General features: G+C 60.4%; 22 protein-coding genes. 6 read left to right on the forward strand and 16 right to left on the reverse strand.

Annotation, left to right across the window (positions count from 1 at the left end; all coding sequences use genetic code 11):
- Window positions 1-50 precede the first annotated feature (50 nt).
- Both pgeF and rluD read right to left on the reverse strand, forming a co-directional pair.
- The gene (pgeF, locus tag AB4N73_RS17495; RefSeq protein ID WP_095181838.1) at window positions 51-773 is read right to left on the reverse strand and encodes a peptidoglycan editing factor PgeF; all 723 of its coding nucleotides are present in this window, start codon (window positions 771-773) and stop codon (window positions 51-53) included.
- The gene (gene rluD / locus AB4N73_RS17500; protein ID WP_016773140.1) at window positions 770-1,732 is read right to left on the reverse strand and encodes a 23S rRNA pseudouridine(1911/1915/1917) synthase RluD; all 963 of its coding nucleotides are present in this window, start codon (window positions 1,730-1,732) and stop codon (window positions 770-772) included. Before rluD ends, pgeF begins: the two co-directional genes overlap by 4 nt.
- Before the next feature lie 151 nt (window positions 1,733-1,883).
- On the opposite strand from rluD, the gene AB4N73_RS17505 reads away from it, so the two are divergent.
- The 4 genes from AB4N73_RS17505 to AB4N73_RS17520 all read left to right on the forward strand — a co-directional run bounded on the left by AB4N73_RS17505 (window position 1,884) and on the right by AB4N73_RS17520 (window position 6,183).
- Entirely contained in the window at window positions 1,884-2,900 is a 1,017-nt protein-coding gene (locus AB4N73_RS17505; protein WP_056790462.1) for an outer membrane protein assembly factor BamD, read from the forward strand.
- Window positions 2,901-3,027: 127 nt separating this feature from the next.
- Complete coding sequence (locus tag AB4N73_RS17510) at window positions 3,028-3,261, forward strand: PP0621 family protein (RefSeq protein WP_056790465.1); 234 nt, start codon at window positions 3,028-3,030, stop codon at window positions 3,259-3,261.
- Window positions 3,251-4,840 carry a sensor histidine kinase gene (locus AB4N73_RS17515; RefSeq protein WP_460142363.1) on the forward strand — a complete coding sequence of 530 codons (1,590 nt, stop codon included), beginning with the start codon at window positions 3,251-3,253 and terminating at the stop codon, window positions 4,838-4,840. The genes AB4N73_RS17510 and AB4N73_RS17515 overlap by 11 nt, the downstream gene beginning before the upstream one ends.
- Window positions 4,837-6,183: a sigma-54-dependent transcriptional regulator gene (locus AB4N73_RS17520; RefSeq protein WP_460142364.1), complete on the forward strand. Its 1,347-nt coding sequence runs from the start codon at window positions 4,837-4,839 to the stop codon at window positions 6,181-6,183. The genes AB4N73_RS17515 and AB4N73_RS17520 overlap by 4 nt, the downstream gene beginning before the upstream one ends.
- 92 nt (window positions 6,184-6,275) lie before the next feature.
- Here AB4N73_RS17520 and thiO read toward each other — a convergent pair whose 3' ends face one another.
- Genes thiO through AB4N73_RS17555 form a run of 7 tightly spaced genes read right to left on the reverse strand, consistent with a single transcriptional unit; the run spans window position 6,276 to window position 13,046 of the window.
- Window positions 6,276-7,376 carry a glycine oxidase ThiO gene (gene thiO / locus AB4N73_RS17525; protein ID WP_460142365.1) on the reverse strand — a complete coding sequence of 367 codons (1,101 nt, stop codon included), beginning with the start codon at window positions 7,374-7,376 and terminating at the stop codon, window positions 6,276-6,278.
- Between the two features lie 57 nt (window positions 7,377-7,433).
- A complete protein-coding gene (locus AB4N73_RS17530) occupies window positions 7,434-7,835 on the reverse strand; it encodes a type IV pilin protein (RefSeq protein ID WP_150638498.1) in 402 nt (133 codons plus the stop codon).
- 15 nt (window positions 7,836-7,850) lie between these two features.
- Window positions 7,851-10,940: a pilus assembly protein gene (locus tag AB4N73_RS17535; protein ID WP_460142366.1), complete on the reverse strand. Its 3,090-nt coding sequence runs from the start codon at window positions 10,938-10,940 to the stop codon at window positions 7,851-7,853.
- Window positions 10,927-11,406, reverse strand: a complete 480-nt coding sequence (locus AB4N73_RS17540) for a pilus assembly PilX family protein (protein WP_041477802.1) — start codon at window positions 11,404-11,406, stop codon at window positions 10,927-10,929. The genes AB4N73_RS17535 and AB4N73_RS17540 overlap by 14 nt, the downstream gene beginning before the upstream one ends.
- Before the next feature lie 10 nt (window positions 11,407-11,416).
- The gene (locus AB4N73_RS17545; protein WP_460142367.1) at window positions 11,417-12,130 is read right to left on the reverse strand and encodes a PilW family protein; all 714 of its coding nucleotides are present in this window, start codon (window positions 12,128-12,130) and stop codon (window positions 11,417-11,419) included.
- Window positions 12,127-12,576, reverse strand: a complete 450-nt coding sequence (gene pilV / locus AB4N73_RS17550) for a type IV pilus modification protein PilV (protein WP_056790487.1) — start codon at window positions 12,574-12,576, stop codon at window positions 12,127-12,129. The genes AB4N73_RS17545 and pilV overlap by 4 nt, the downstream gene beginning before the upstream one ends.
- Entirely contained in the window at window positions 12,573-13,046 is a 474-nt protein-coding gene (locus AB4N73_RS17555) for a GspH/FimT family pseudopilin (RefSeq protein ID WP_041477800.1), read from the reverse strand. The genes pilV and AB4N73_RS17555 overlap by 4 nt, the downstream gene beginning before the upstream one ends.
- Window positions 13,047-13,176: 130 nt before the next feature.
- Between AB4N73_RS17555 and AB4N73_RS17560 the strand changes: the two genes are divergently transcribed.
- Window positions 13,177-13,746, forward strand: coding sequence for a GspH/FimT family pseudopilin (locus AB4N73_RS17560; protein WP_095181845.1), 570 nt, complete (start codon window positions 13,177-13,179; stop codon window positions 13,744-13,746).
- Here the strand turns inward: AB4N73_RS17560 and ispH are convergent.
- The 6 genes from ispH to murJ form a co-directional block, all read right to left on the reverse strand.
- Entirely contained in the window at window positions 13,703-14,647 is a 945-nt protein-coding gene (gene ispH, locus AB4N73_RS17565) for a 4-hydroxy-3-methylbut-2-enyl diphosphate reductase (RefSeq protein ID WP_016773129.1), read from the reverse strand. The two genes, AB4N73_RS17560 and ispH, sit on opposite strands and share 44 nt — an antisense overlap.
- 206 nt (window positions 14,648-14,853) lie before the next feature.
- Window positions 14,854-15,306 (reverse strand): FKBP-type peptidyl-prolyl cis-trans isomerase, encoded by a 453-nt coding sequence (gene fkpB / locus AB4N73_RS17570; RefSeq protein WP_056790492.1) that lies wholly within the window; start codon window positions 15,304-15,306, stop codon window positions 14,854-14,856.
- A complete protein-coding gene (gene lspA, locus AB4N73_RS17575) occupies window positions 15,299-15,811 on the reverse strand; it encodes a signal peptidase II (protein WP_151551936.1) in 513 nt (170 codons plus the stop codon). Before lspA ends, fkpB begins: the two co-directional genes overlap by 8 nt.
- Entirely contained in the window at window positions 15,804-18,635 is a 2,832-nt protein-coding gene (gene ileS, locus AB4N73_RS17580) for an isoleucine--tRNA ligase (protein WP_095181847.1), read from the reverse strand. Before ileS ends, lspA begins: the two co-directional genes overlap by 8 nt.
- 13 nt (window positions 18,636-18,648) lie before the next feature.
- A complete protein-coding gene (gene ribF / locus AB4N73_RS17585) occupies window positions 18,649-19,587 on the reverse strand; it encodes a bifunctional riboflavin kinase/FAD synthetase (RefSeq protein WP_016773125.1) in 939 nt (312 codons plus the stop codon).
- A gap of 129 nt (window positions 19,588-19,716) precedes the next feature.
- Window positions 19,717-21,255 carry a murein biosynthesis integral membrane protein MurJ gene (murJ, locus tag AB4N73_RS17590; RefSeq protein WP_016773124.1) on the reverse strand — a complete coding sequence of 513 codons (1,539 nt, stop codon included), beginning with the start codon at window positions 21,253-21,255 and terminating at the stop codon, window positions 19,717-19,719.
- A gap of 252 nt (window positions 21,256-21,507) precedes the next feature.
- Between murJ and rpsT the strand changes: the two genes are divergently transcribed.
- Window positions 21,508-21,780, forward strand: a complete 273-nt coding sequence (gene rpsT, locus AB4N73_RS17595) for a 30S ribosomal protein S20 (RefSeq protein WP_003228351.1) — start codon at window positions 21,508-21,510, stop codon at window positions 21,778-21,780.
- Between the two features lie 185 nt (window positions 21,781-21,965).
- Here the strand turns inward: rpsT and AB4N73_RS17600 are convergent, their stop codons facing one another.
- Complete coding sequence (locus tag AB4N73_RS17600) at window positions 21,966-22,433, reverse strand: CreA family protein (RefSeq protein WP_041477794.1); 468 nt, start codon at window positions 22,431-22,433, stop codon at window positions 21,966-21,968.
- Between the last annotated feature and the right edge of the window lie 8 nt (window positions 22,434-22,441).

Consider the following 22,441-nt stretch of genomic DNA (forward strand, 5'->3'; position numbering starts at 1 on the left):
GTCGATTCTGGGAGATTCAAGCGTCGGAGAGTTGATGCAGATCAGAGAGTTTAGCGGGTGAGCCAAACAAGGGAGGCGAAACGACCGGTCCGCGACGCACGGCGATAGGAGAAGAAGCGCGGATCGGTCACGGTGCAGAAACCGCCACCATAAACAGCCGTGACACCCCGTTCAGCCAGACGCAGGCGCGCCAGCAGATAGATATCAGCCATGAACTTGCCGGCATTGTTGCTCGGTACGAACGCTTCTGCTGCTTCAGGCAGTTGATTGATGAAGACTTCCCGTACTTCCGGACCGACTTCAAAGGCTTTGGGGCCAATGGCCGGGCCGAGCCAGACCAGTACCTCGTCAGCAGGAACATCGAGGCTGTCGAGAGTTGCCTCAAGCACGCCCGCCGCCAGACCCCGCCAACCGGCATGAGCGGCCGCGACACGCGTGCCGGCACGATCGCAGAACAATGCCGGCAAACAGTCTGCCGTCATCGCCGCACAGGCAATACCCGGCGTTGCCGTCCAACTGGCATCTGCAGTCGCAACGATGCCCGGATCAGCATGGGCAACGGTGATCCCGTGCACTTGCTGCAACCAGGCAGGCTGTATGGAGAAGTGTTCGGTCAAGCGGCGACGATTTTCGGCCACCGCTTGCGGGCGATCATCGACGTGATCACCCAGATTGAGGCTGTCGAACGGCGCCTCGCTGACACCACCCTCGCGGGTGGTGACACAGGCCCTGACGCTGGCCGGCGCAGGCCAGTCCGGCGTCAGCCAGTTCATCCGACGAAGGCCTCGCGATCCTGCTTGAGCAGGGTCAGCAGCCAGACGAAATCTTCCGGCAGCGGCGATTCCCAGCTCATGCGCTCACCGCTCGTCGGGTGATCGAGTTCAAGGAAGCGCGCGTGCAGCGCCTGACGCGGGAAGTGCTTGAGCGATTCCACCATGGTCGGGTTGGCCGCAGGCGGAATGCGGAAACGCCCGCCATACGCCGGATCGCCGACCAATGGGAAGTTGATGTGCGCCATGTGCACGCGGATCTGGTGGGTCCGACCGGTTTCCAGTTTCACCCGCACGTGGGTGTGCGAACGGAAACGCTCGAGCACGCGGTAATGGCTGACGGCAGGCTTGCCGCCTTCCATCACTGCCATGCGCTGGCGTTGCTGGCCGTGACGACCGATCGGCGCGTTGATCTTGCCACCGGCGGTGACCACGCCAATGACGATGCACTCATAGATGCGGCTGACACTGCGGCTCTGCAATTGCGCAACCAGTTTGGTCTGCGCCTGAATGGTCTTGGCCACCACCATCAGACCGGTGGTGTCCTTGTCCAGACGATGCACGATACCGGCGCGCGGGACATTGATGATGTCCGGCACATGGTGCAACAAAGCGTTGAGCAGGGTGCCATCGGCGTGACCGGCGGCCGGGTGCACCACCAGGCCCGCAGGCTTGTTGATCACCAGGATGTCGTCGTCTTCATAGACGATATCAAGCTCGATGTCCTGGGCGATCCACTCGCCCTGGGCTTCCTGCTCGGCAGTCAGCTCAAGGACGGCACCGCCATGCACAATGTCGCGCGGGCGGATCACCGCCCCGTCCACAGTCAGGCGACCTTCTTTGATCCAGGCGGAAAGGCGCGAGCGTGAGTGCTCAGCGAAGAGTTGGGCGGCGACTTGATCGAGGCGTTGGCCGCCCAATTCGGACGGCACCTCTGCGCGAAGTTCAATTTTATCGGACATGCTCGGACTGGGCGTCGGCACAGCCTTTGGTTTCGGCTGCGCGCTTGTGGTTAAATACGGCGTCTTTTGCCCCGAGGCTTTTCAACGGGGCGCTCATCATAACAGGACGGCCCCGCCCAAGACAGCGGCCGTCATAGGGACGCAAGCCGCCATGCAAGTGAAACACCTGCTGCTGATCGCCATCCTCGCATTGACCGCTGCTTGCTCATCGAAGGAAGTCGTAGACGAAAACCTCAGCGAAGCCGAGCTGTATCAGCAGGCTCAGACTGACTTGGACAACAACAGCTACACCAGCGCCACAGCCAAGCTGAAGGCTCTGGAGTCGCGTTATCCGTTCGGTCGCTACGCCGATCAGGCTCAGCTGGAGTTGATCTACGCCAACTACAAGAACGCCGAGCCGGAAGCTGCAAAGTCTGCCGCCGAGCGTTTCATTCGTTTGCATCCGCAGCATCCGAACGTGGATTACGCGTACTACCTCAAGGGTCTGACTTCGTTCGACCAGGACGTCGGCCTGCTGGCGCGCTTCCTGCCGCTGGACATGACCAAGCGTGACCCGGGCGCCGCCCGCGACTCGTACAACGAGTTCGCGCAACTGACCAGCCGCTACCCGAACAGCCGCTACGCGCCGGACGCCAAGCAGCGCATGATCTATCTGCGCAACCTGCTGGCCGCCTACGAAATCCACGTCGCTGACTACTACCTGACCCGTCAGGCTTATGTAGCCGCTGCCAACCGTGGCAAGTACGTCGTGGAGAACTTCCAGGAAACCCCATCGGTCGGCGACGGCCTGGCGGTGATGACTGAAGCCTACCAGCGTCTGCACCTCGACGATCTGGCGGCCACCAGCCTGGAAACCCTGAAGCTCAACTACCCGGACCACCCGAGCCTGGAAGATGGCCAGTTCGTGCCACGCGTAGCCGAAGCTGACAACCGTTCGTTCCTGAGCAAAGCGACTTTGGGCCTGATCGAATCGCGTCCACCGCTGCCGCCGGGCGAAACCCGCGCCAACCAGGACGTGCAGAAGCAGTTCCAGGACGCGAAAGATGCGATCCCGAACGAGCTCAAGCCTAAAGACGAGAACGGCGACGTGATCGAAGAGCCAGAACCGGAATCCAGCGACACCGACCGCTCGTGGTTCAGCTACATGACCTTCGGCGTGTTCGACTGATCACACCGGCTGTACGAAAAAAGGGAGATCTGCGGATCTCCCTTTTTTATTGCCGCGCTTTAATAGGCTGTGCGCTGATCGGGTCCTTGGCTAAACTGCCGGATCATCAGTCGAAAAGCCGCTCATCATGCTTCGTTTATTGTTCTGGATTGCCCTGATCTTCGCCGCCATCTGGCTCTGGCGCAAATTCAAGGCCCCCGCCTCGTCCGCCCGATCGCCGCGCGAACAGGACGCGCCGCCGATGGTGCGTTGCGCCCACTGCGGCGTGCACCTGCCGCGCGACCGCGCGCTGGGCAACCAGCAACTGTGGTATTGCAGCCAGGCTCATCTCGAGCAAGGCCCGGGCGCCAGTGGTCGCTGAGGCCGTCAACGCCGACCAGAAACAGGCGCAGCGTCTGCTGCGCCTTTATCACCTGTACCGTTTAAGTGTCGGCATCACTCTGGTGTTGCTGATCTCCAGCAACATGGACAACCGCCTGCTGACGTCGGCCAACGACGATCTGCTGCGCGGTGGCAGCTGGCTGTACCTGATCATCAATATGCTGCTGGTGGTGTTTCTCGAAAACACCCGGCGCCCGGCGCAGTTGTTCACCCTGGCCCTCGTCGACGTGCTGCTGTTGTGCGGCCTGTTCTATGCGGCCGGCGGCGTGGCCAGTGCGCTGGGCAATCTGCTGGTGGTCTCGGTGGCAATCAGCAACACCCTGCTGCGCCGACGCATCGGCCTGCTGATTGCCGCCATCGCGGCGATCGGCATTGTCGGCCTGAGTTTTCTGCTGGGGCTCAGCCGCCCCTTGAGCGCCAACGCGTACCTGCAAGCCGGCACCCTCGGCGCGCTGTGCTTCGCCGCCTCATTGCTGGTGCAAGGGCTGATTCGTCGCCTCGAAGTCAGCGAGACCCTGGCCGAACAACGCGCCAGCGAGGTGGTCAGCCTGGAGGCGTTGAATGCGTTGATCTTGCAACGCATGCGCACCGGCATTCTGGTACTCGACGAACAACGCCGGGTGCAACTGGCCAATTACAGTGCGCAGAGTCTGCTCGGCCATAGTCACCTGCAAGGTCATTTGATCGACGAATATTCGCCAGCACTCGTCGAGCGCCTGCAACTGTGGCGCAACAACCCGACCTTGCGCCCGCAGAGCCTGAAAATCCCCGGCAATGGCCTTGAGCTGCAACCCAGCTTCATCGCTCTCGAGCAGAGTCCGAACCAGCAGACACTGGTGTTTCTCGAAGACCTGGCGCAAATCACCCAACAAGCCCAGCAACTCAAGCTCGCTGCGCTCGGGCGTTTGACCGCCGGCATCTCCCATGAAATTCGCAATCCACTGGGCGCGATCAGTCATGCCGCGCAGCTGTTGGCCGAGTCCGAGGAACTCGATAGCGCAGATCGACGTCTGACGCAGATTATTCAAGACCACTCCCAGCGCATGAACCGAGTCATCGAAAACGTCCTGCAACTGTCCCGCCGCCAGCAAAGCGCGCCGCAACGGCTGGACCTCAAGCCGTGGCTGGAAGACTTCGTCGGCGAAACCCGCGAGCAGGCCACCGAACGCCAGCACATTCATCTGCGAATCAATTCCGGCGATTTCACCACACTGATGGACCCCAACCAGCTGCGGCAGATTCTCGACAATCTGATCCGCAACGCCTGGCGTCACAGTGCCCAACTGCACGAGCAGGCCGACGTCTGGCTGGCACTGTTCGTCGACCCCGACAGCCAATTGGCAGTGCTCGAAGTGCAGGACAACGGCCCCGGCGTGTCGGCCGATGAACAGGCGCATCTGTTTGAGCCGTTCTTCACTACGAGCAGTCAGGGCACCGGTCTTGGCCTTTATCTGTCCCGTGAGCTGTGCGAAAGCAACCAGGCACGCCTAGACTTCAAATCACGCCAAGGCGGCGGCTGCTTTTGCATCACTTTTGCTCACGGACGGAAACAAAGTTGAATACAAGCCCACGGCAAAAAATTCTAATCGTCGACGACGAACCGGATATCCGCGAGCTCCTGGAAATCACCCTGGGACGGATGAAACTCGAGACCTTCAGCGCACGCAATCTGGGCGAGGCTCAGGCGCTGTTGCAGCGCGAGCACTTTGACCTGTGCCTGACCGACATGCGCCTGCCCGACGGCACCGGGCTGGAGCTGGTGCAACACATTCAGCAACGCGATCCAAACCTGCCGGTGGCGATGATCACTGCGTACGGAAGCCTGGAAACGGCCATCAATGCATTGAAGGCCGGGGCGTTCGATTTCCTCACCAAACCGGTGGAGCTGCCGCGCCTGCGCGAACTGGTCAGCTCGGCGCTGCGCCTGCCGACAGCGGGCGGCTTGAGCACGGCAATCGAGCGACGCTTGCTGGGCGATTCGCCGCCGATGGCCAATCTGCGCAAGCAGATCGACAAGCTCGCACGCAGTCAGGCGCCGGTGTACATCAGTGGTGAATCCGGCAGCGGCAAAGAACTGGTCGCGCGTCTGATTCACGAACAAGGCCCGCGCGCCAGCCAGCCGTTTGTGCCGGTGAACTGCGGGGCAATTCCGTCGGAACTGATGGAAAGCGAATTTTTCGGCCACCGCAAAGGCAGCTTCACCGGTGCCGTCGAAGACAAGCCGGGGCTATTCCAGGCGGCCCATGGCGGCACTCTGTTTCTCGATGAAGTCGCCGATCTGCCACTGTCGATGCAAGTGAAACTGCTGCGGGCAATTCAGGAAAAAGCCGTGCGCAGCGTCGGCGGCCAGCAGGAAACGGTGGTCGACGTGCGTATCCTTTGCGCCACGCACAAAGACCTTGAAGCCGAAGTTTCAGCCGAGCGTTTCCGCCAGGATCTGTATTACCGGCTCAACGTCATCGAACTGCGCGTGCCGTCCCTGCGCGAACGCCGCGACGACATCGAGGCGCTTGCCATGCACGTGCTCAAGCGCCTGGCCAAAGACACCGGACAACCCGAAGCGCGCCTGCACCCCCAAGCGCTGGAGGCGCTGAAGAACTATCGCTTTCCCGGCAACGTGCGCGAACTGGAGAATGTTCTGGAACGCGCGCACACCTTGTGTGAAAACCGCACGATCGAAGCGCAGGATCTGCGTTTGAGCGAAGGCAATTGCTCGGCGGACGGGGCGACGGCTGATCTGACGCAGATCGACAATCTTGAGGATTATCTGGAGAGCGTCGAACGCAAACTGATTTTGCAGGCGCTGGAGGAAACCCGCTGGAACCGCACGGCGGCGGCGCAGCGGTTGAGTCTGTCGTTCAGGTCGATGCGTTATCGGCTGAAGAAATTGGGACTGGATTGAAGGCCCCTTCGCGAGCAGGCTCGCTCCCACATTTGGAATGAGTATTCCTGTGGGAGCGAGCCTGCTCGCGAAGGCGGTCTACCAGCCTCTGACTAAATCCGGCCCTCAGGCGCATACGGCGCCGGATCAATAATCGGCGCCCGCCCCAGCATCACGTCAGCAAACAACTGACACGACGCCGGCGCCAACACCAGCCCGTTGCGGTAATGCCCGCAGTTCAGCCACAACCCCTCGAACCCCGGCACCCGGCCAATAAACGGAATGCCTTCCGGCGACCCCGGCCGCAGCCCGGCCCAGTGCCCGACCACCTCGGCATCCGCCAACGCCGGCAGCAATTCGATTGCCGAGGCCTTGAGGCTTTGCAGCGCTATGTCGGTCGGGGTCTTGTCGTAACCTTCGTGCTCCAGCGTGCTGCCAATCAGAATGTGACCGTCGCGACGCGGGATCGCATATCGCCCCTTGGCCAGCACCATGCTCGGCAGGAAATCAGCCGCGCACTTATAGAGAATCATCTGGCCTTTGACCGGCTCGACCGGCAACGTCAGGCTCAGCGTCTTGAGCAGATCGCCGCTCCACGCCCCCGCCGTCAGCACAAACTCGTCGCCGCTCATCACCCCAGTGGAGGTTTGCACGCCAACCACGCGCTCGCCCTCGCGGACGAAACCACTGACTTCGCATTGCTCGTGAATCGTCACGTTCGGCAGCGCCAGCAGCGCGGCTTTCAGCGATTTGACCAGCCGTGGATTGCGCACGTTGGCGACTTCGGCCATGTAGATCGCTCGGCTGAAACCGCTGCCGAGCACCGGCACCGCGTCATGTGCCGCCGAGATATCCACAGCCCGCAGCGGCCGATTTTCCCGCGCGGCCCAGGCCAGGGCTGCGGCTTCATCGTCCAGATCCAGCCAATACAGACCAGTGGTGTGCACCTCAGGATCAACCCCAGTGTCGGCAAACAAGCGTTCGCCGAGCTGTGGATAAAAATCCTGCGACCAATGCGCCAGCGCGGTGACTGCCGGACTGTAGCGCCACGGGTATAACGGCGAGACGATGCCGCCGCCAGCCCAGGACGATTCCTGGCCGACATTCGAGCGATCCAGCAGCACCACGCTGCGCACTTCGGAGGCGAGATTGTAGGCAGTGAGCAGGCCAATCACCCCGCCGCCGACAATCACCACTTGCTGTTGCCTGGTCATGTTTGATCCAACCGTAAAAAAGACAGTGGGCGCAAAAGGCGCCCGAAAAAGAATGCGTCAGCGGCCCCAGCAATCCTTGGCGGTCACTCCGGTGGTCGCGTTGTTCATGCTTCGCACGCCGGTGTTGGTCAGGGTGAAATCCCCGCATTTGTCGGTGGCCATGGCCGAGCCGGTTTTACGATTCGCGGTGAGCACAAAGGTCTGGTCGGTCAGCGTCGGGGTGATGGTATAGAAATCATTGCCCGTGCTCAGTCCGGTGACGCCGGTGTAGACATTGTTGCGGGTGTAGAAGCGTTCGAGGGTCTGCGCCTGCTCCGAGAGCAGCGAGACCACTTCGGCGCGACGGCCCTTCTTCACGTATTCGTTGTAGCTGGGAATGCTGATGGTGAGGATGATCCCGATAATCGCGATGACGATCATGATCTCGATCAGGGTAAAACCTCGGCTGGATCTGCGCATGCCTCAAATTCTCGCTTACTGGATTTGTCGCCACATGATACGACGGCTGCCGCCGCCACCTTTTTCCACAATGACCGTGACCGCGCCGCTGGTGTCAGTCGTGCCCTTGCGCTCGCCGTTAGCCGAGATGAAGTTCAGGGTCGGAATGCCGCCGGTAAAAATCACGCCACTGGATATCGTATCGTTGCTGTCGACCAAACGGTCACCGGTGGTGTCGATCACGGCGTAGTTGAGCATCTTACCGTTGAACGCATCGAGTTCGACCAGTCGGCCCGTACCAAAACTCGAACAAGGGTCGGTGGTATCGACGCTGGCAGTGGTGAAAACAACTCGTCCCAACACAATACTGGCCTGATTGATCACGCGCTCGCCGGTCAGCACGTTGTTGTACACCAGCGGCAGATACCAGCCTTTCTCTGCCGGATACGTCGTTTCATTCTGGCTGGTGGTCAGAAACTGCCCGGAACTGCCGGAGAACGAGCCGGTAATCGCCTGCGCTTGCAAACTGCTAACGGTGATTTGGCCGGCCCCACCCTCTGCATCCCAGATTGAATAGAACGCCTGCAGATCCTTGTTGGTCTTGTCGGCAGTCTCGTTGAACTTGCCGGTGCCAAAGAACACCTGCTTGCCGCCCTGCGGATTATCCGCCAGCAGCGGTTGCGCGGTGATCGGCTGCGTTGCCCCGCCCGGGGCGGTGAACAATGGCTTGCCGGCAAACGCCACGCCCCAGCTTTCTGCCCCGGGTGCGCTCAAGTCGAATTTCCACATACGCCCCTTCAGGTCACCAGCGTAGGCAGCCTGCACTACGTTCGAGGAATTGACCCTGAGTTTTACCGAAGACAGACCGTTAGTGGTTTCCGTGCTGTCGATGACGATTTTCCTGATCAGCGAACCATCCAGCGCATCCAGCACATACAACGCTGCAACCCCCGAATTGCTGCCGTAACCATTGGCGATGAATGTCGCCCAGCGACCATTGGCCAAGCGTGCGACTTCCGGACGGGCGTAGGCGTAACCCAGATCATTGAAAGCATTCGACGCATTGGCCGTAGCCGGCGCACTGACTTCCCACAGTGCCCTGATCACGTTACCTGCCGAGGCATCGAACAGTTGCAGCCCATAGAAGGTTTTGCCGCCGGCGCCCGTTCCGCCAATGGCCAGGGTTTTCCAGGTGGTACCGGCCTGCGCATCGAACACGCCGACCTGACCATCCACCAGAAATTTGTGGCTGACGCCGTTGACGTAATTGGTATCCGCGATCAGTCGCAGGTAAGGCAGCACGCTGGAGGGCATATAGGCATAACGGCGGGTGCCGTTCGCCGAATTGATCACGTTGACGAAACCGTCGTTGGCGTTCACTACCAGACTGGTATTCATGTTCGCAGCCTTGGTGGTCAGGTAGTTGGTGTAACTGCTGTCACCCGTCAAGTCGGATGCGGTCTTGTCCGAAGGCGATGCGAGCACCAGCGGCGAATTGATGATGTCGCCCAACAGCGCACTGCGAACTTTGAGCCCGGCCCTGTTGGTCCCTTTGCTCCACTCCACCAGATCATTACCGTTGATTCCGGCGGGCAACCCCTGATTCAGCGTAGTCTGCTGCGCCGGGGAAAAGTTGAGGAGTGCCAAGGCAATGGGCGTGTTGCTCAAGGTGTTCCATGACTGGAAATTCGGCGCTGTGGCAGAGGGCACGATGGTGGTGTCGGTCGACCATTGCGCCGCCGAGGTATTTACCGTGCCGGTCGAGGTAAAGCCGAACGACCTGATCGTGCCGCGCCAATCCTTGGGATCGTAGGTTGTCTGGTAAAAACTGCTGCCACTGGTCAACGTACTGCTGCTGGCAACACCGGCACCACCGGAGCCGGCCTTGGAAGTGATATCGCTCAATGCCGACGATAACGCCGCATTGAGCCCGGAGCTGTCGGTCGCCTGGTAATACCTGCCCTGCCCGTAACTGGCGGCGTCGGACAACATATCGTTATCCGCAGCGAAACCCACGGTGTAGGTGTTCATGTTCTGCCGGGGAAAATCCACCGCGTTCCAGCTCTTGCCGGCGGCGTCGGTGCCGGTCGAACGCATGTCGATGTCGAAGGCGAATTTGGCGATGTCATCCAGATAAAGCGTGTCGCCTTCACCGTCACCGTTGAGGTTGTCGCCATCGTTATTCACGCCATCCCAGTTCGGTAGCCGGCTGCCTCCCAGCGGATCGTTGGTCGGGAAGGTACGGTCATAGGTTGGCAAGCCATCGGTAATCACCACGCCGTAGTTTTTCTGGCAGCGGTATTGAATCGGACTGGTATAGCTCGCCGGCGTGCCGTTGTAGTAAGGCGCCAAGCCACGCATGTAGCGCGTGACTTCGTAATAGCTCTCGGCCAATGGCGTGTTGGCCACGGCGTTCAAGCCGTTGATCGATGAGATCAGCGCGTTGTAGTTGGTGTCTGCCTGGGCCTGGGTGACGCTGCCCGCGACGGGTGACAAATCGGTGATCGAGCGGGCGATGAAACCGCCGTTGCCCGGGTTGCTGCTCGTCGCCGGATTGAATGTCGACAGGCCCATGCGCAAGGTGCGGTTGCTGCTCACCAGTGCGGTGGAAACGTTGCGCGCCACGTTCATCCGGTAATCGTTGGGAATCGCCCCCGTGGTGAAGTCGCGGGTGCCGTTGCTGTTGGCGAGGCTGACTATGTAGGAAATGTAATCGGCGGAATACCGAGTGTTCTCATTGCCTACGGGGTCGGGCAGTTTCAGGCACAAGGGCGCCACGCTGTTGTTGTAGAACGCGTAGGCGCCTCCCGAGCAGCCGGAGGTTGGCAGGCTCGATAGAAACACTGTGTCGCCAGTAATCTGCGGCGCATTGAGTGCAGAGCACAAGCCGAGGAAGGCATTGCACTGCCGGGCTGGAGTGCGGTTGACGTTCGGGTCGAATCCGGCGGCGTAAATGATGCTGTTCATACTCCCCGAATCATCGATCAGCAGCATCACGTTCGGCGCCACCGCTGCCGCGCTCAGCAGCGGCGAATCGGAAGGTGTGAAAGCCCAGGCCGGTGCCGCCAGGTAGCTACTCAGCAGCATGCCGATCAGCAGCGACAGGCCGCGCTCAATACTTCGCATAGACACTCTCCACCACGCTACGCGAATTGCCGGCGATGCCGACCGCAGTGACTCGATACAACGTCGCCGAAGTGTTACTCGGCACGTTCACCGCCGTCAGAGTCGTGCCGATGTTCTGCACGCCATAAAAGCCATTACCGGCGGCGATCCAGGTCACCCCGGAGGTCGAATTGAAGCCGGCCGAGCTGACCACTGACGACTCCGCCGGCGGCAGACATTGGTTCGTGCCGCTGCACACCGCCAACGAGTAACTGTCCAGCTGCACCGCACTTTCGCCGATACGCAACGCCGCTTCCGCAGCCTGAAACGATTGATTGCGCAGGCTTACGCTGCCGGCCATTTTCTCTTGCAGGTTGGCGCTCTGCATCGAGGACAAACCGATCAATGTGAGCAACAGCAGAAACACCAGACTGACCAACAAGACCATGCCGCGCTGGGCCTGACGTTGCTGCAAGGAAATCCTCATCGCCGCCCCCTCATGGCAAGCGATTGCGCAATGCCGCAACCACGTTGAAGGTTTGATTGCGCACCCGATTGTTCGGGTCGGTGAGGGTCAGGCTCAGGCGCACGCTGCGGATGCGCGCCGGATCGCCAGGGTTGCTGCTGTAGGTCGAGGCTGCGACGTCGGTCGCCGAACTGGCCAGACCGAATGTGACGTTGAAGGCGCTGACATTGTTGACCAGCACTTGCTGCACCGGATTGCCGCTGCCAGTGCCCATGAGGATCTGGTTATTGCTGAAGCTGTAGATCAGGCGCCGGATCGGGAACGCGATCTGCCCCGTGGTCGGGCTGCGTAATCCGCTGTAGGCGACCGCGCTGTTGCGACAGTCTGAAATCACCGTCCAGGTCGGTGTGCCCCCGCCGCTGCCGACATCGGCGGTGACCATGGTCAGCTTGAGACTGGCGTTATCCCAGTTGATCGGGATGAGTTGCGCAGTGTTGAAATCCCCTGCTGAGCTGGAGTCGACGATGGTGCCGAGGCAGCCGAACATGCCGACCATACGAATTTCCTGAATCATTTTGCTGAGAACGAAGCGCGCGTCTTCCTGCATCGCTGCGGCGCTGTTCTGACTGACGTAGGTGTTTTTTGCGGCGATGAAAATCTGTACCACGCCGAGCACTACGATCAGCCCCAAAGCCAGGGCAATCAGCAGCTCAATCAGGCCGAAACCACGGCTGGCGTACTTCATGGTGTGGCCACCGGATCGACCGCCGCCCGGCTGCTCAGCACGAAACTGCGCTGGGCACTGGCAGCGTTCGCCGCGCGCGCATCGCTCCAGGTAATGGTGATGGTGTAGACCCGCTGGTTGAGGGTGATACTGCCCGTCGCGGTCGGGCCGCCGAAGTTGGCGATATTGGTGGTGAAGTCGTAGAGGTCCTGGTCCCGCGCATTACTGAGATTGCCCGAGGTCGGTGGCGTGACGGTGTAGTTGGCGCCGGAATTGGCGCGGATGCGATCCATCATGTCATAGGCGATGAAACTGGCCTGACTGGTCATCCGCGAACTGTCGGTGTACTTCAGCGCATTGAGCTGCACCGCCGCTGCGCCCAACAGCCCGACCGTAAGAATCAGCAGCGCGACCAGCACTTCGATCAGCGTCATGCCCTCCTGTGCGTTTGTGCTCCCTGCCCTCATCCGCAATTCCCACCCAGTTGAATGCGTCCGTTTAAACACACGTTCAGCGTCCTGCTTTGCGTGCCCAGCGTGTAACCGATGACCACCGCCGTCGACGGTGCCGCCAGACCGCCGAGGTTGTTGAAATCCAGTGCGGTCACTCCTGAGGGTAGCGTCAGAGTCGCGCCGCTGCTCATCGCTGGAACAACCCGCAACACATTGGCCGGATTGCCAGTACTGTCGTAGACCGCCAGCTCACCGGTCCAGACGCTGCCGCCAGCGGTCGGACGCAGACGCGTGGTCACGCCGCGATTGATCGCTTCGAGCCGGGCGAAATTGATCGCGCGCTGCAAGTCGCCGACTTCGGTATCCGCCTTGCTGCTCTGGATCGTACGGGTAAAGGCCGGCACCGCCAGCGTGATCAGTATCAGGAACACCGCAATGGCGACCAGCAACTCGACCAGCGTGAAACCTTTTGTACGAAGATCCATCGGTGCCCTCCGTTGCCGTCGGCTATACCTGCTTTTACACGCTAGAACATTCGCTCGGCACGCGCCGACTGATTTGCCCTGCGCGGCGCACGGATTGCGCTGCTCATACCATTCCACGGAGGGATTTTTCATGCCGCAACACGGTTTCAGCCTGATTGAACTGCTTATGGGACTGGCGATTGGCGCAATTGTTCTGCTGCTGGTCAGCCCGGCGTTCGCCGCGCTCAAGCAAGCGACTCAACGCGACCACGCGGCGCAGTCGCTGCTCGAAGGCATCCGCCACGCTCGCACCCTGGCTATGACCCACAATCAAAGTGTGGTGATCCATGGCATTGACGGCGACTGGAGTCAGGGTTGGCGAATCATTCTGGATCTTAGCGGCAAGGGGCCGGAGGACAGCAGCAATCCGCTGCTGGTTGAACGCGCCAGTGAGGCGAAGGTGGCGATTGTCGGCAACTGGTGGGTGAGCCGCTACGTGCGGTTCAGTCATCTGGGACAGCCGCTGATGCCGGGACGGCGATTTCAGGCGGGGACAATACACGTCTGCTCGCCGCGCGAGCCGGTCAGCCAGCGGCAGATCGTGCTGGCGGCGACCGGTCGCGTGCGCCTGGGCAGTCAGGAGACCGAACAGGCGCTGTGCGACAAAGGCAGAAGCGTCAGATCGAACGGACGCGCAGCTCTTTCGGCATCGAGAACGTGATGTTCTCCTCACGGCCAGCCAGCTCGTCGGCACCGGTCGCGCCCCAGGCCTGCAATTGCTGGATCACGCCCCGGACCAGCACTTCCGGTGCGGACGCGCCAGCGGTAATGCCAATACGCTCGACGCCGTCGAACCAGCTCTGTTGCAGGTCCTCGGCACCGTCGATCAGGTACGCCGGAGTCGCCATGCGCTCAGCCAATTCGCGCAGGCGATTGGAGTTGGAGCTGTTCGGGCTGCCGACCACCAGTACCACGTCGCACTCGTCGGCCAGTTGCTTGACGGCGTCCTGGCGGTTTTGTGTGGCGTAGCAGATGTCGTCCTTGCGCGGACCACCGATGGCCGGGAAGCGCGTGCGCAGGGCATCAATCACGCGACTGGTATCGTCCATCGACAAGGTTGTCTGGGTGACGAAAGCGAGTCTTTCCGGATCGCGCACCTGCAATGCGGCCACGTCCTTTTCGTCTTCAACGAGGTAGATCGCGCCGCCATTGCTGGCGTCGTACTGGCCCATGGTGCCTTCGACTTCCGGGTGACCGGCGTGGCCGATCAGGATGCATTCACGACCGTCGCGGCTGTATTTGGCGACTTCGATGTGCACCTTCGTCACCAGCGGGCAGGTTGCATCGAAGACTTTCAGGCCACGACCTGCAGCTTCATTGCGCACGGCTTGGGAAACACCGTGGGCGCTGAAGATGACGATCACGTCATCGGGCACCTGATCGAGCTCTTCGACGAAAATCGCGCCACGGCTGCGCAGGTCTTCGACGACGAACTTGTTGTGCACCACTTCATGACGCACATAGATCGGCGGCCCGAAGACTTCCAGGGCGCGGTTGACGATTTCGATCGCCCGGTCCACACCGGCGCAGAAGCCACGGGGGTTGGCGAGTTTGATTTGCATGCTGTGCCTCGTGTCTTGCGCGCGAAAACAATGGAAAACAGACTGTGGAGACCTGCTTGTTGTGGCGAGGGGAATCATCCCCGCTCGGCTGCGTAGCAGTCGCAGACCTTCAACGGACTTATCTCAGAATCCGTTGACTGGTCTGGGGGCGCTTCGCACCCCAGCGGGGATGAATCCCCTCGCCACAGAAGCTCACTCCTGCATTTTTAGATCGCTTTGACGGAAATGATTTCCACGTCAAAGGTCAGCGTCTTGCCCGCCAGCGGGTGGTTGAAGTCGACGGTCACTTGCGTGTCATCGAATTCCTTCACCACTCCTGGCAATTCAGTATTGGCCGCATCGTTGAAGATCACCAGCAGACCCGGCGACAACTCCATGTCGTTGAACTGCGAACGCGGGATGGTCTGCACGTTCTGCGGGTTTGGCTGTCCGAAAGCGTTTTCCGGCTCAACGGTCACTGTGCGCCTGTCGCCGGCCTTGAAGCCAAACAGTGCGGCTTCGAAACCCGGCAGCAGGTTGCCATCGCCGACCTTGAAGGTCGCCGGGGCCTTGTCGAAGGTACTGTCGACGGTGTCACCGTTTTCCAGGCGCAAGGCAAAGTGCAGGGTGACTTCGGTGTTCTGGCCGATGCGTTGCTCAGTCGATTGCGGTTCAGTCATGAGCAGCCTCTTCGGTTTTCTTCGATTTGAACATGTCCAGTGCCAGCATGATCGCGCCAACGGTGATCGCGCTGTCGGCAATGTTGAACGCCGGGAAATACCAGCGGTTCTGCCAGTGCACCAGAATGAAGTCGATCACATGGCCCAGGGCAATGCGGTCATACAGGTTGCCCAGCGCGCCACCCAGCACCAGTGCCAGGGCGACGGCCAGCCAGGTGTCGTTGCGACCCAAACGCTTGAGCCAGACCACCAGCACCGCACTGACGACAATGGCGATCAGCGCAAACAGCCAGCGCTGCCAGCCGGAGCTGTCGGCGAGGAAGCTGAAGGCAGCGCCAGTGTTGTAGGCCAGGGTCCAGCTGAACAGATCGGGAATGATCACGATCTGCTGGAACATTTCGAGCTTGCTTTCGAAGTAGAACTTGCTGGCCTGGTCAATGACCAGGACCAGCAGGCTCAACCACAGCCAGCTCAGCCGTCCGAAACGGCCAATGGCATCAGGCATAGTGACGAACCTCGCCAGCACCGCTGATGTTGTCGACGCAACGCCCGCAGATTTCCGGATGTTCCGGGTTCACGCCGACGTCTTCGCGGCAATGCCAGCACCGCGCGCATTTCGGGAACGCCGATTTGACGATCTTCAGTTTCAGACCGCTGACTTCGGTGGCCACTGCATCGGCCGGAGCCTGAACGAATGGCGCGACGCTGGCAGTCGAGGTGATCAGGACAAAGCGCAGCTCGTTGCTCAGCTTGGCCAGATCGGCGCTCAGCGCCTCTTCGGCAAACAGCGTCACTTCGGCCTGCAGGTTGCCACCGACGGCTTTCGCCGCACGCTGGATTTCCATCTCTTTGTTGACCGCGACTTTCACTTCCATGATGCGATCCCAGTAGGCGCGACCCAGCTCGAAGCCTTCCGGCAGCTCGGTCAGGCCTTCGTACCAGGTGTTGAGCATGACCGACTCGTTACGCTCGCCCGGCAGGTATTGCCACAGCTCGTCGGCAGTGAAGGCGAGGATCGGCGCGATCCAGCGCACCAGCGCTTCAGAGATGTGGAACAGCGCGGTCTGGCACGAGCGACGGGCCTTGCTGTCGGCGCCGGTGGTGTACTGGCGGTCCTTGATGATGTCGAGGTAGAAACCGCCCAGCTCCTGCACGCAGAAGTTGTGGATCTTCGAGTACACGTTCCAGAAACGATATTCGCCGTAATGCTCTTGCAACTCGCGTTGCAGCAACAGCGTGCGATCCACCGCCCAGCGATCCAGCGCCAGCATGTCTTCTGCCGGCAGCAGATCGGTGGCCGGATTGAAACCGGTCAGGTTGGAAAGCAGGAAGCGCGCGGTGTTACGGATACGACGATAGGCATCGGCGCTGCGGGTCAGGATCTGATCCGACACAGCGATTTCGCCAGAGTAGTCGGTCGACGCGACCCAAAGACGCATGATGTCGGCGCCCAGCGTATCGTTGATCTTCTTCGGCTCAATCACGTTTTTCAGCGACTTGGACATCTTGCGGCCGGACTCGTCGACGGTGAAGCCGTGCGTCAGCAGTTCGCGGTACGGTGCGTGGTTGTCGATGGCGCAACCGGTCAGCAACGAGGAGTGGAACCAGCCACGGTGCTGGTCGGAACCTTCCAGGTACAGGTCGGCACGCGGGCCGCTCTCGTGGCCCATCGGGTGCGATCCGCGCAGGACGTGCCAGTGCGTGGTGCCGGAGTCGAACCAGACGTCGAGGGTGTCGCTGATCTTGTCGTATTGCGGCGCTTCATCGCCCAGCAGTTCGGCGGCGTCGAGTTTGAACCAGGCTTCGATGCCTTCGACTTCAACGCGTTTGGCGACTTCTTCCATCAGCTCGACGGTACGTGGGTGCAGCTCGCCGCTTTCCTTGTTGAGGAAGAACGGGATCGGCACGCCCCAGTTGCGCTGACGCGAGATGCACCAGTCCGGACGATTGGCGATCATCGAGTGCAGGCGCGCCTGGCCCCAGGCCGGAACGAACTTGGTGTCTTCGATGGCTTTGAGCGAGCGCACGCGCAGGGTGTCGCCGCTGGTTGGCTCCTTGTCCATGCCGATGAACCACTGCGCGGTGGCGCGGTAGATCAGCGGAGTCTTGTGGCGCCAGCAGTGCATGTAGCTGTGTTCGATGACGGTGGTGTGCATCAGCGCACCGACTTCGGTCAGTTTTTCGACGATGGCCGGGTTGGCCTTCCAGATGAACTGGCCGCCGAAGAATTCCAGCGACGGCACGTACACGCCGTTGCTCTGTACCGGGTTGAGGATGTCGTCGTTGACCATGCCGTATTTCTTGCAGGTCACGAAGTCGTCCACGCCATAGGCCGGGGCGGAGTGAACCACGCCGGTGCCTGCGCCCAGTTCAACGTAGTCAGCCAGGTACACCGGCGACAGACGATCGTAGAACGGGTGACGGAAGTTGATCAGCTCCAGCTCTTTACCGGTGGTGGTGGCGACGACCGAACCTTCCACGCCATAGCGTGCCAGGCAGGCTTCGACCAGCTCTTCCGCCAGCACCAGCAGCTTGTCGCCGATATCGACCAGGGCGTAGTTGAATTCCGGGTGCACGTTCAGCGCCTGGTTGGCCGGGATGGTCCACGGGGTGGTGGTCCAGATCACGATCGCAGCAGGTTTGCTCAGCGAGGCCAGACCGAAGGCCGCAGCCAGTTTGGCCTCGTCAGCGATCGGGAACGCAACGTCGATGGTCGAGGACTTCTTGTTCTCGTACTCGACTTCCGCTTCAGCCAGAGCCGAACCGCAATCGAAGCACCAGTTCACTGGCTTGAGGCCCTTGAAGACAAAACCACCCTTGACGATTTCGGCGAGGGCGCGGATCTCACCGGCTTCGTTCTTGAAGTCCATGGTCTTGTACGGGTTGGCGAAGTCGCCCAGCACGCCGAGACGGATGAACTCGGACTTCTGCCCTTCGATCTGCTCGGTGGCGTAGGCACGGCACAGCTCGCGGGTCTTATCCGCGCCGAGGTTCTTGCCGTGGGTCACTTCCACCTTGTGCTCGATCGGCAGGCCGTGGCAGTCCCAGCCCGGGACGTACGGCGCGTCGAAACCCGACAGGGTTTTCGAGCGGATGATCATGTCCTTGAGAATCTTGTTCAGTGCGTGACCGATGTGGATCGTGCCGTTGGCGTACGGAGGGCCGTCGTGCAGGACGAACTTCGGACGATCCTTGCCAATCTCGCGCAACTTTCCGTACAGGCCAATACTGTCCCAGCGCTGCAGGATCTGCGGTTCGCGCTGTGGCAGGCCGGCCTTCATTGGGAAGGCGGTGTCCGGAAGGTTTAGCGTGGCTTTATAGTCGGTCATTTAAGGCTCTTCATTAGCGATGGGCGCTAGGTGCGGCTAGTGCACGGGCGGTGGCGACATCCGCATTGATCGCCGTTTTCAATGCCTCCAGAGAGGCGAAGCGCTGCTCTTCACGCAGCTTTTGGTGGAAAACCACCGTCAAACGCCGGTCATACAGATCGCCGGCAAAATCTAACAGATGGACCTCGAGGTGGGCTTTGCCATCTCCTTGCACCGTGGGGCGCACGCCGATATTGGCGACGCCGGGCCAGGTCTTGCCGTCGATGTCGACATTCACCAGATACACCCCGGTAAACGGCACGCGACGACGCTTGAGTTGAATGTTGGCAGTGGGCGTGCCCAGTTGCCGGGCCAGTTTCTGCCCATGCAGCACGCGACCGGCGATGCGGTACGGACGGCCGAGCAAGCGTTCGGCCAAGGCAAAATCGGCCGCAGCCAAGGCGTTGCGCACCTGCGTGCTGCTGACGCGAATGCCGTCCAGCTCGACGGTTTGCGCCGCTTCGACGGTGAAACCGTGAACCTGCCCGGCCTGCATCAGAAAATCGAAATCGCCGAGGCGGTCGCAACCGAAACGGAAATCGTCACCGACCTCCAGATGCTGCACGCCAAGGCCATCGACCAGAATGGTATCGACGAATTCACTGGCGCTGAGCTTGCTCAGCCGCTGGTTGAAAGCCAGGCACAACACCCGGTCGACGCCTTCAGCGGCCAGCAATTGCAGCTTGTCGCGCAACCGCGCCAGACGTGCCGGTGCGGTATCGGGCGCAAAGAACTCCCGTGGCTGCGGCTCGAAAATCACCACGCAGCTGGGTACGCCCAACTCGAGCGCACGCTCACGCAGCCGGGCCAGGATAGCCTGGTGACCACGGTGAACACCGTCAAAGTTGCCAATAGTGGCGACGCAGCCCCGATGCTGGGGGCGCAAGTTGTGGAGGCCTCGAACCAGCTGCATAACGCGCTTCTTGCTCATAAAGTGGTCGATTATAACCACACCCGACGGCCGACGACAGGCAACACCGTAACGCAAAGTGAACGAGCCGACAAAACCGCCGGCCCATGCCTGCTCATGAAGGCTGAAACCTCAGCTCAAGGCCTTGCGATTGAAGTCTCGCAGACGGAAACCCAGCAGCAGCAACATACCGAAATACGCCACCACACCGGCCACCACCAACGCGCCCAGGCGCAAGAAGCGCTCAAGCATATGGCCCTCATCCCAGGCGGGCATGAAATGCATGCCGGCCAGCAAGACCGCCGACATCACGGTCACCGCAACGACCAGCTTGAAGCCGAATTTGCCCCAGCCCGGTTGCGGTTGATACATCTTTTGCTTGCGCAGTTGGTAGAACAGCAGCCCGGCGTTCAGGCAAGCACCGGCACTGATCGCCAAGGCAAGGCCGGCGTGGGCCAGCGGCCCGATCAGTGCCAGGTTGAACAACTGCGTGCAGACCAGCGTGAAAATTGCGATTTTCACCGGGGTGCGAATGTTCTGTTGCGCATAAAAGCCCGGCGCCAGCACTTTGATTACGATAATCCCGAGCAGGCCGACCGAATAGGCAATCAGCGCGCGCTGGGTCATCTCGGCATCAAAGCCACTGAACTGACCGTACTGGAACAACGAAACAGTCAGCGGCTCGGCAAGAATCCCCAGTGCCAGCGCGCACGGCAACACCAGCACAAAGCACAGGCGCAGCCCCCAATCGAGGATCCGCGAGTATTCGTGGCGATCCTTGCTGGCGTAGGTCTTGGCCAGCGTTGGCAGAAGAATCGTGCCGAGCGCCACGCCCAATACGCCCGACGGCAATTCCATCAAACGGTCAGCGTAATACATCCACGACACCGAACCTGCGACCAGAAACGAGGCGAAAATGGTGTTGATGATCAATGAAATCTGACTCACCGACACGCCGAGAATCGCCGGCAGCATCTGCTTCATCACCCGCCACACGCCGCTGTCGCGCAGGTTCAGGCGTGGTAGCACGAGCATGCCGATCTTTTTCAGGTGCGGCAGCTGATACAGCAACTGCGCCAGACCACCTACCAGCACCGCCCAGCCAAGAGCCATGACCGGCGGATCGAAATACGGCGTGAGGAACAGCGAAAACACGATCATGCTGACGTTGAGCAGAGTCGGTACGAAGGCCGGCACCGAGAAGCGGTTCCAGGTATTCAGAATCGCGCCGGCCAGCGACGACAGCGAGATCAGCAATATATAAGGAAAGGTCACCCGCAACAGATCGGAGGTGAGCTGGAATTTTTCCGGGGTATCGGTAAAACCGGGCGCCGTGGCCCAGATCACCCAGGGGGCGGCGATCATGCCCAGTGCAGTCACAACCGCCAACACCAGCGTCAACAGGCCCGATACATAGGCAATGAAGGTGCGCGTCGCCTCTTCGCCCTGCTGGCTTTTATATTCGGCCAGGATCGGCACGAACGCCTGGGAGAAAGCCCCTTCGGCAAAGATGCGCCGCAGCAGGTTGGGCAGTTTGAAAGCAATAAAGAAGGCATCCGTGGCCATCCCGGCGCCGAATGTTCGCGCGATCAGCGTGTCACGAACAAAACCCAGAATCCGGGAAAGCATCGTGATAGAGCTGACGGCGGCCAACGATTTGAGCAGATTCATTGAGAGAGTTTGTGCCTGTCGATAAACAGCAGGCGAACAATGCGCCTACTTGTGCGATACTCCGCGCCGCAACAGCACAGAGCCAAAGCTCGCGAGTTTACAGGTCAAGCGCCGGAAATAAATATCCCGCCTCTTTATACCTACCACTTAGCGGAACGATTCAAGTGCCCTTGACAAGACAAGTCTTCATCGGCATGATTCGCGGCCTATTTTGTTTGCTATTTCCTAAAAAGTCTTTCGAGGAGCTCGACGGTGGCCAACTCACCTTCCGCCAAAAAACGTGCAAAACAGGCTGAGAAGCGTCGCAGCCACAACGCCAGCCTGCGTTCCATGGTTCGTACCTACATCAAGAATGTAGTTAAGGCCATCGACGCAAAAGACGCTGAAAAAGCTCAAGCTGCATACGTTCTGGCTGTGCCAGTTATCGACCGTATGGCCGATAAAGGCATCATCCACAAGAACAAGGCTGCTCGTCATAAGAGCCGTCTGAATGGCCACGTCAAAGCGCTGAAAGAAGCCGCTTAATCGACGTAGTCATTAAAAAACCGACCTCAGGGTCGGTTTTTTATTGCCTGTGATTTAACAAGCTACAGGCAAAAAAACTGTGGGAGCGAGCCCGCTTGCGAATGCGATCTGCCAGTTGATATTTCTATCGACCGACATGACCTCTTCGCGAGCAGGCTCGCCCCCACAGTTCGGATTGGTGGCGCTTATTGCTGGACCGGCACCCACGGCAGGATCGGGATGGCCGTGACCGCATTCTGCGGACTACCCTCGATCAAGCGATCGCTGTAGACCAGATACACCAGCGTGTTGCGCTTCTTGTCGAGGAAACGCACCACCTGCATGGTCTTGAACACCAGCGAGGTGCGCTCCTTGAACACCTCGTCGCCGTCCTTCAACTCACCCTTGAACTTGATCGGCCCGACCTGACGACAGGCAATCGAGGCTTCGGCGCGATCCTCCGCCAGACCCAGACCACCCTTCACTCCGCCGGTCTTGGCGCGAGACAGGTAGCAGGTCACGCCCTCGACTTTCGGATCGTCGAAGGCCTCGACCACGATCCGGTCATTCGGCCCGACAAACTTGAACACCGTCGACACCTGACCGATTTCCTCGGCCGAGACCAGCAATGGCATGGCCATCAGCAGGCCCAACAATCCTTTCGCTACACGCATCGAATTTT

The sequence above is a fragment of the Pseudomonas sp. S3_B08 genome (assembly GCF_054667725.1).

What these genes read in the sequence shown, in the direction of transcription:
- pgeF (WP_095181838.1), bottom strand. Translation starts at nt 773, where the DNA reads ATGAACTGGCTGACGCCGGACTGGCCTGCGCCGGCCAGCGTCAGGGCC.
- rluD (WP_016773140.1), bottom strand. Translation starts at nt 1,732, where the DNA reads ATGTCCGATAAAATTGAACTTCGCGCAGAGGTGCCGTCCGAATTGGGC.
- AB4N73_RS17505 (WP_056790462.1), top strand. Translation starts at nt 1,884, where the DNA reads ATGCAAGTGAAACACCTGCTGCTGATCGCCATCCTCGCATTGACCGCT.
- AB4N73_RS17510 (WP_056790465.1), top strand. Translation starts at nt 3,028, where the DNA reads ATGCTTCGTTTATTGTTCTGGATTGCCCTGATCTTCGCCGCCATCTGG.
- thiO (WP_460142365.1), bottom strand. Translation starts at nt 7,376, where the DNA reads ATGACCAGGCAACAGCAAGTGGTGATTGTCGGCGGCGGGGTGATTGGC.
- AB4N73_RS17530 (WP_150638498.1), bottom strand. Translation starts at nt 7,835, where the DNA reads ATGCGCAGATCCAGCCGAGGTTTTACCCTGATCGAGATCATGATCGTC.
- AB4N73_RS17535 (WP_460142366.1), bottom strand. Translation starts at nt 10,940, where the DNA reads ATGCGAAGTATTGAGCGCGGCCTGTCGCTGCTGATCGGCATGCTGCTG.
- AB4N73_RS17540 (WP_041477802.1), bottom strand. Translation starts at nt 11,406, where the DNA reads ATGAGGATTTCCTTGCAGCAACGTCAGGCCCAGCGCGGCATGGTCTTG.
- AB4N73_RS17545 (WP_460142367.1), bottom strand. Translation starts at nt 12,130, where the DNA reads ATGAAGTACGCCAGCCGTGGTTTCGGCCTGATTGAGCTGCTGATTGCC.
- pilV (WP_056790487.1), bottom strand. Translation starts at nt 12,576, where the DNA reads ATGAGGGCAGGGAGCACAAACGCACAGGAGGGCATGACGCTGATCGAA.
- AB4N73_RS17555 (WP_041477800.1), bottom strand. Translation starts at nt 13,046, where the DNA reads ATGGATCTTCGTACAAAAGGTTTCACGCTGGTCGAGTTGCTGGTCGCC.
- AB4N73_RS17560 (WP_095181845.1), top strand. Translation starts at nt 13,177, where the DNA reads ATGCCGCAACACGGTTTCAGCCTGATTGAACTGCTTATGGGACTGGCG.
- ispH (WP_016773129.1), bottom strand. Translation starts at nt 14,647, where the DNA reads ATGCAAATCAAACTCGCCAACCCCCGTGGCTTCTGCGCCGGTGTGGAC.
- fkpB (WP_056790492.1), bottom strand. Translation starts at nt 15,306, where the DNA reads ATGACTGAACCGCAATCGACTGAGCAACGCATCGGCCAGAACACCGAA.
- lspA (WP_151551936.1), bottom strand. Translation starts at nt 15,811, where the DNA reads ATGCCTGATGCCATTGGCCGTTTCGGACGGCTGAGCTGGCTGTGGTTG.
- ileS (WP_095181847.1), bottom strand. Translation starts at nt 18,635, where the DNA reads ATGACCGACTATAAAGCCACGCTAAACCTTCCGGACACCGCCTTCCCA.
- ribF (WP_016773125.1), bottom strand. Translation starts at nt 19,587, where the DNA reads ATGCAGCTGGTTCGAGGCCTCCACAACTTGCGCCCCCAGCATCGGGGC.
- murJ (WP_016773124.1), bottom strand. Translation starts at nt 21,255, where the DNA reads ATGAATCTGCTCAAATCGTTGGCCGCCGTCAGCTCTATCACGATGCTT.
- AB4N73_RS17600 (WP_041477794.1), bottom strand. Translation starts at nt 22,433, where the DNA reads ATGCGTGTAGCGAAAGGATTGTTGGGCCTGCTGATGGCCATGCCATTG.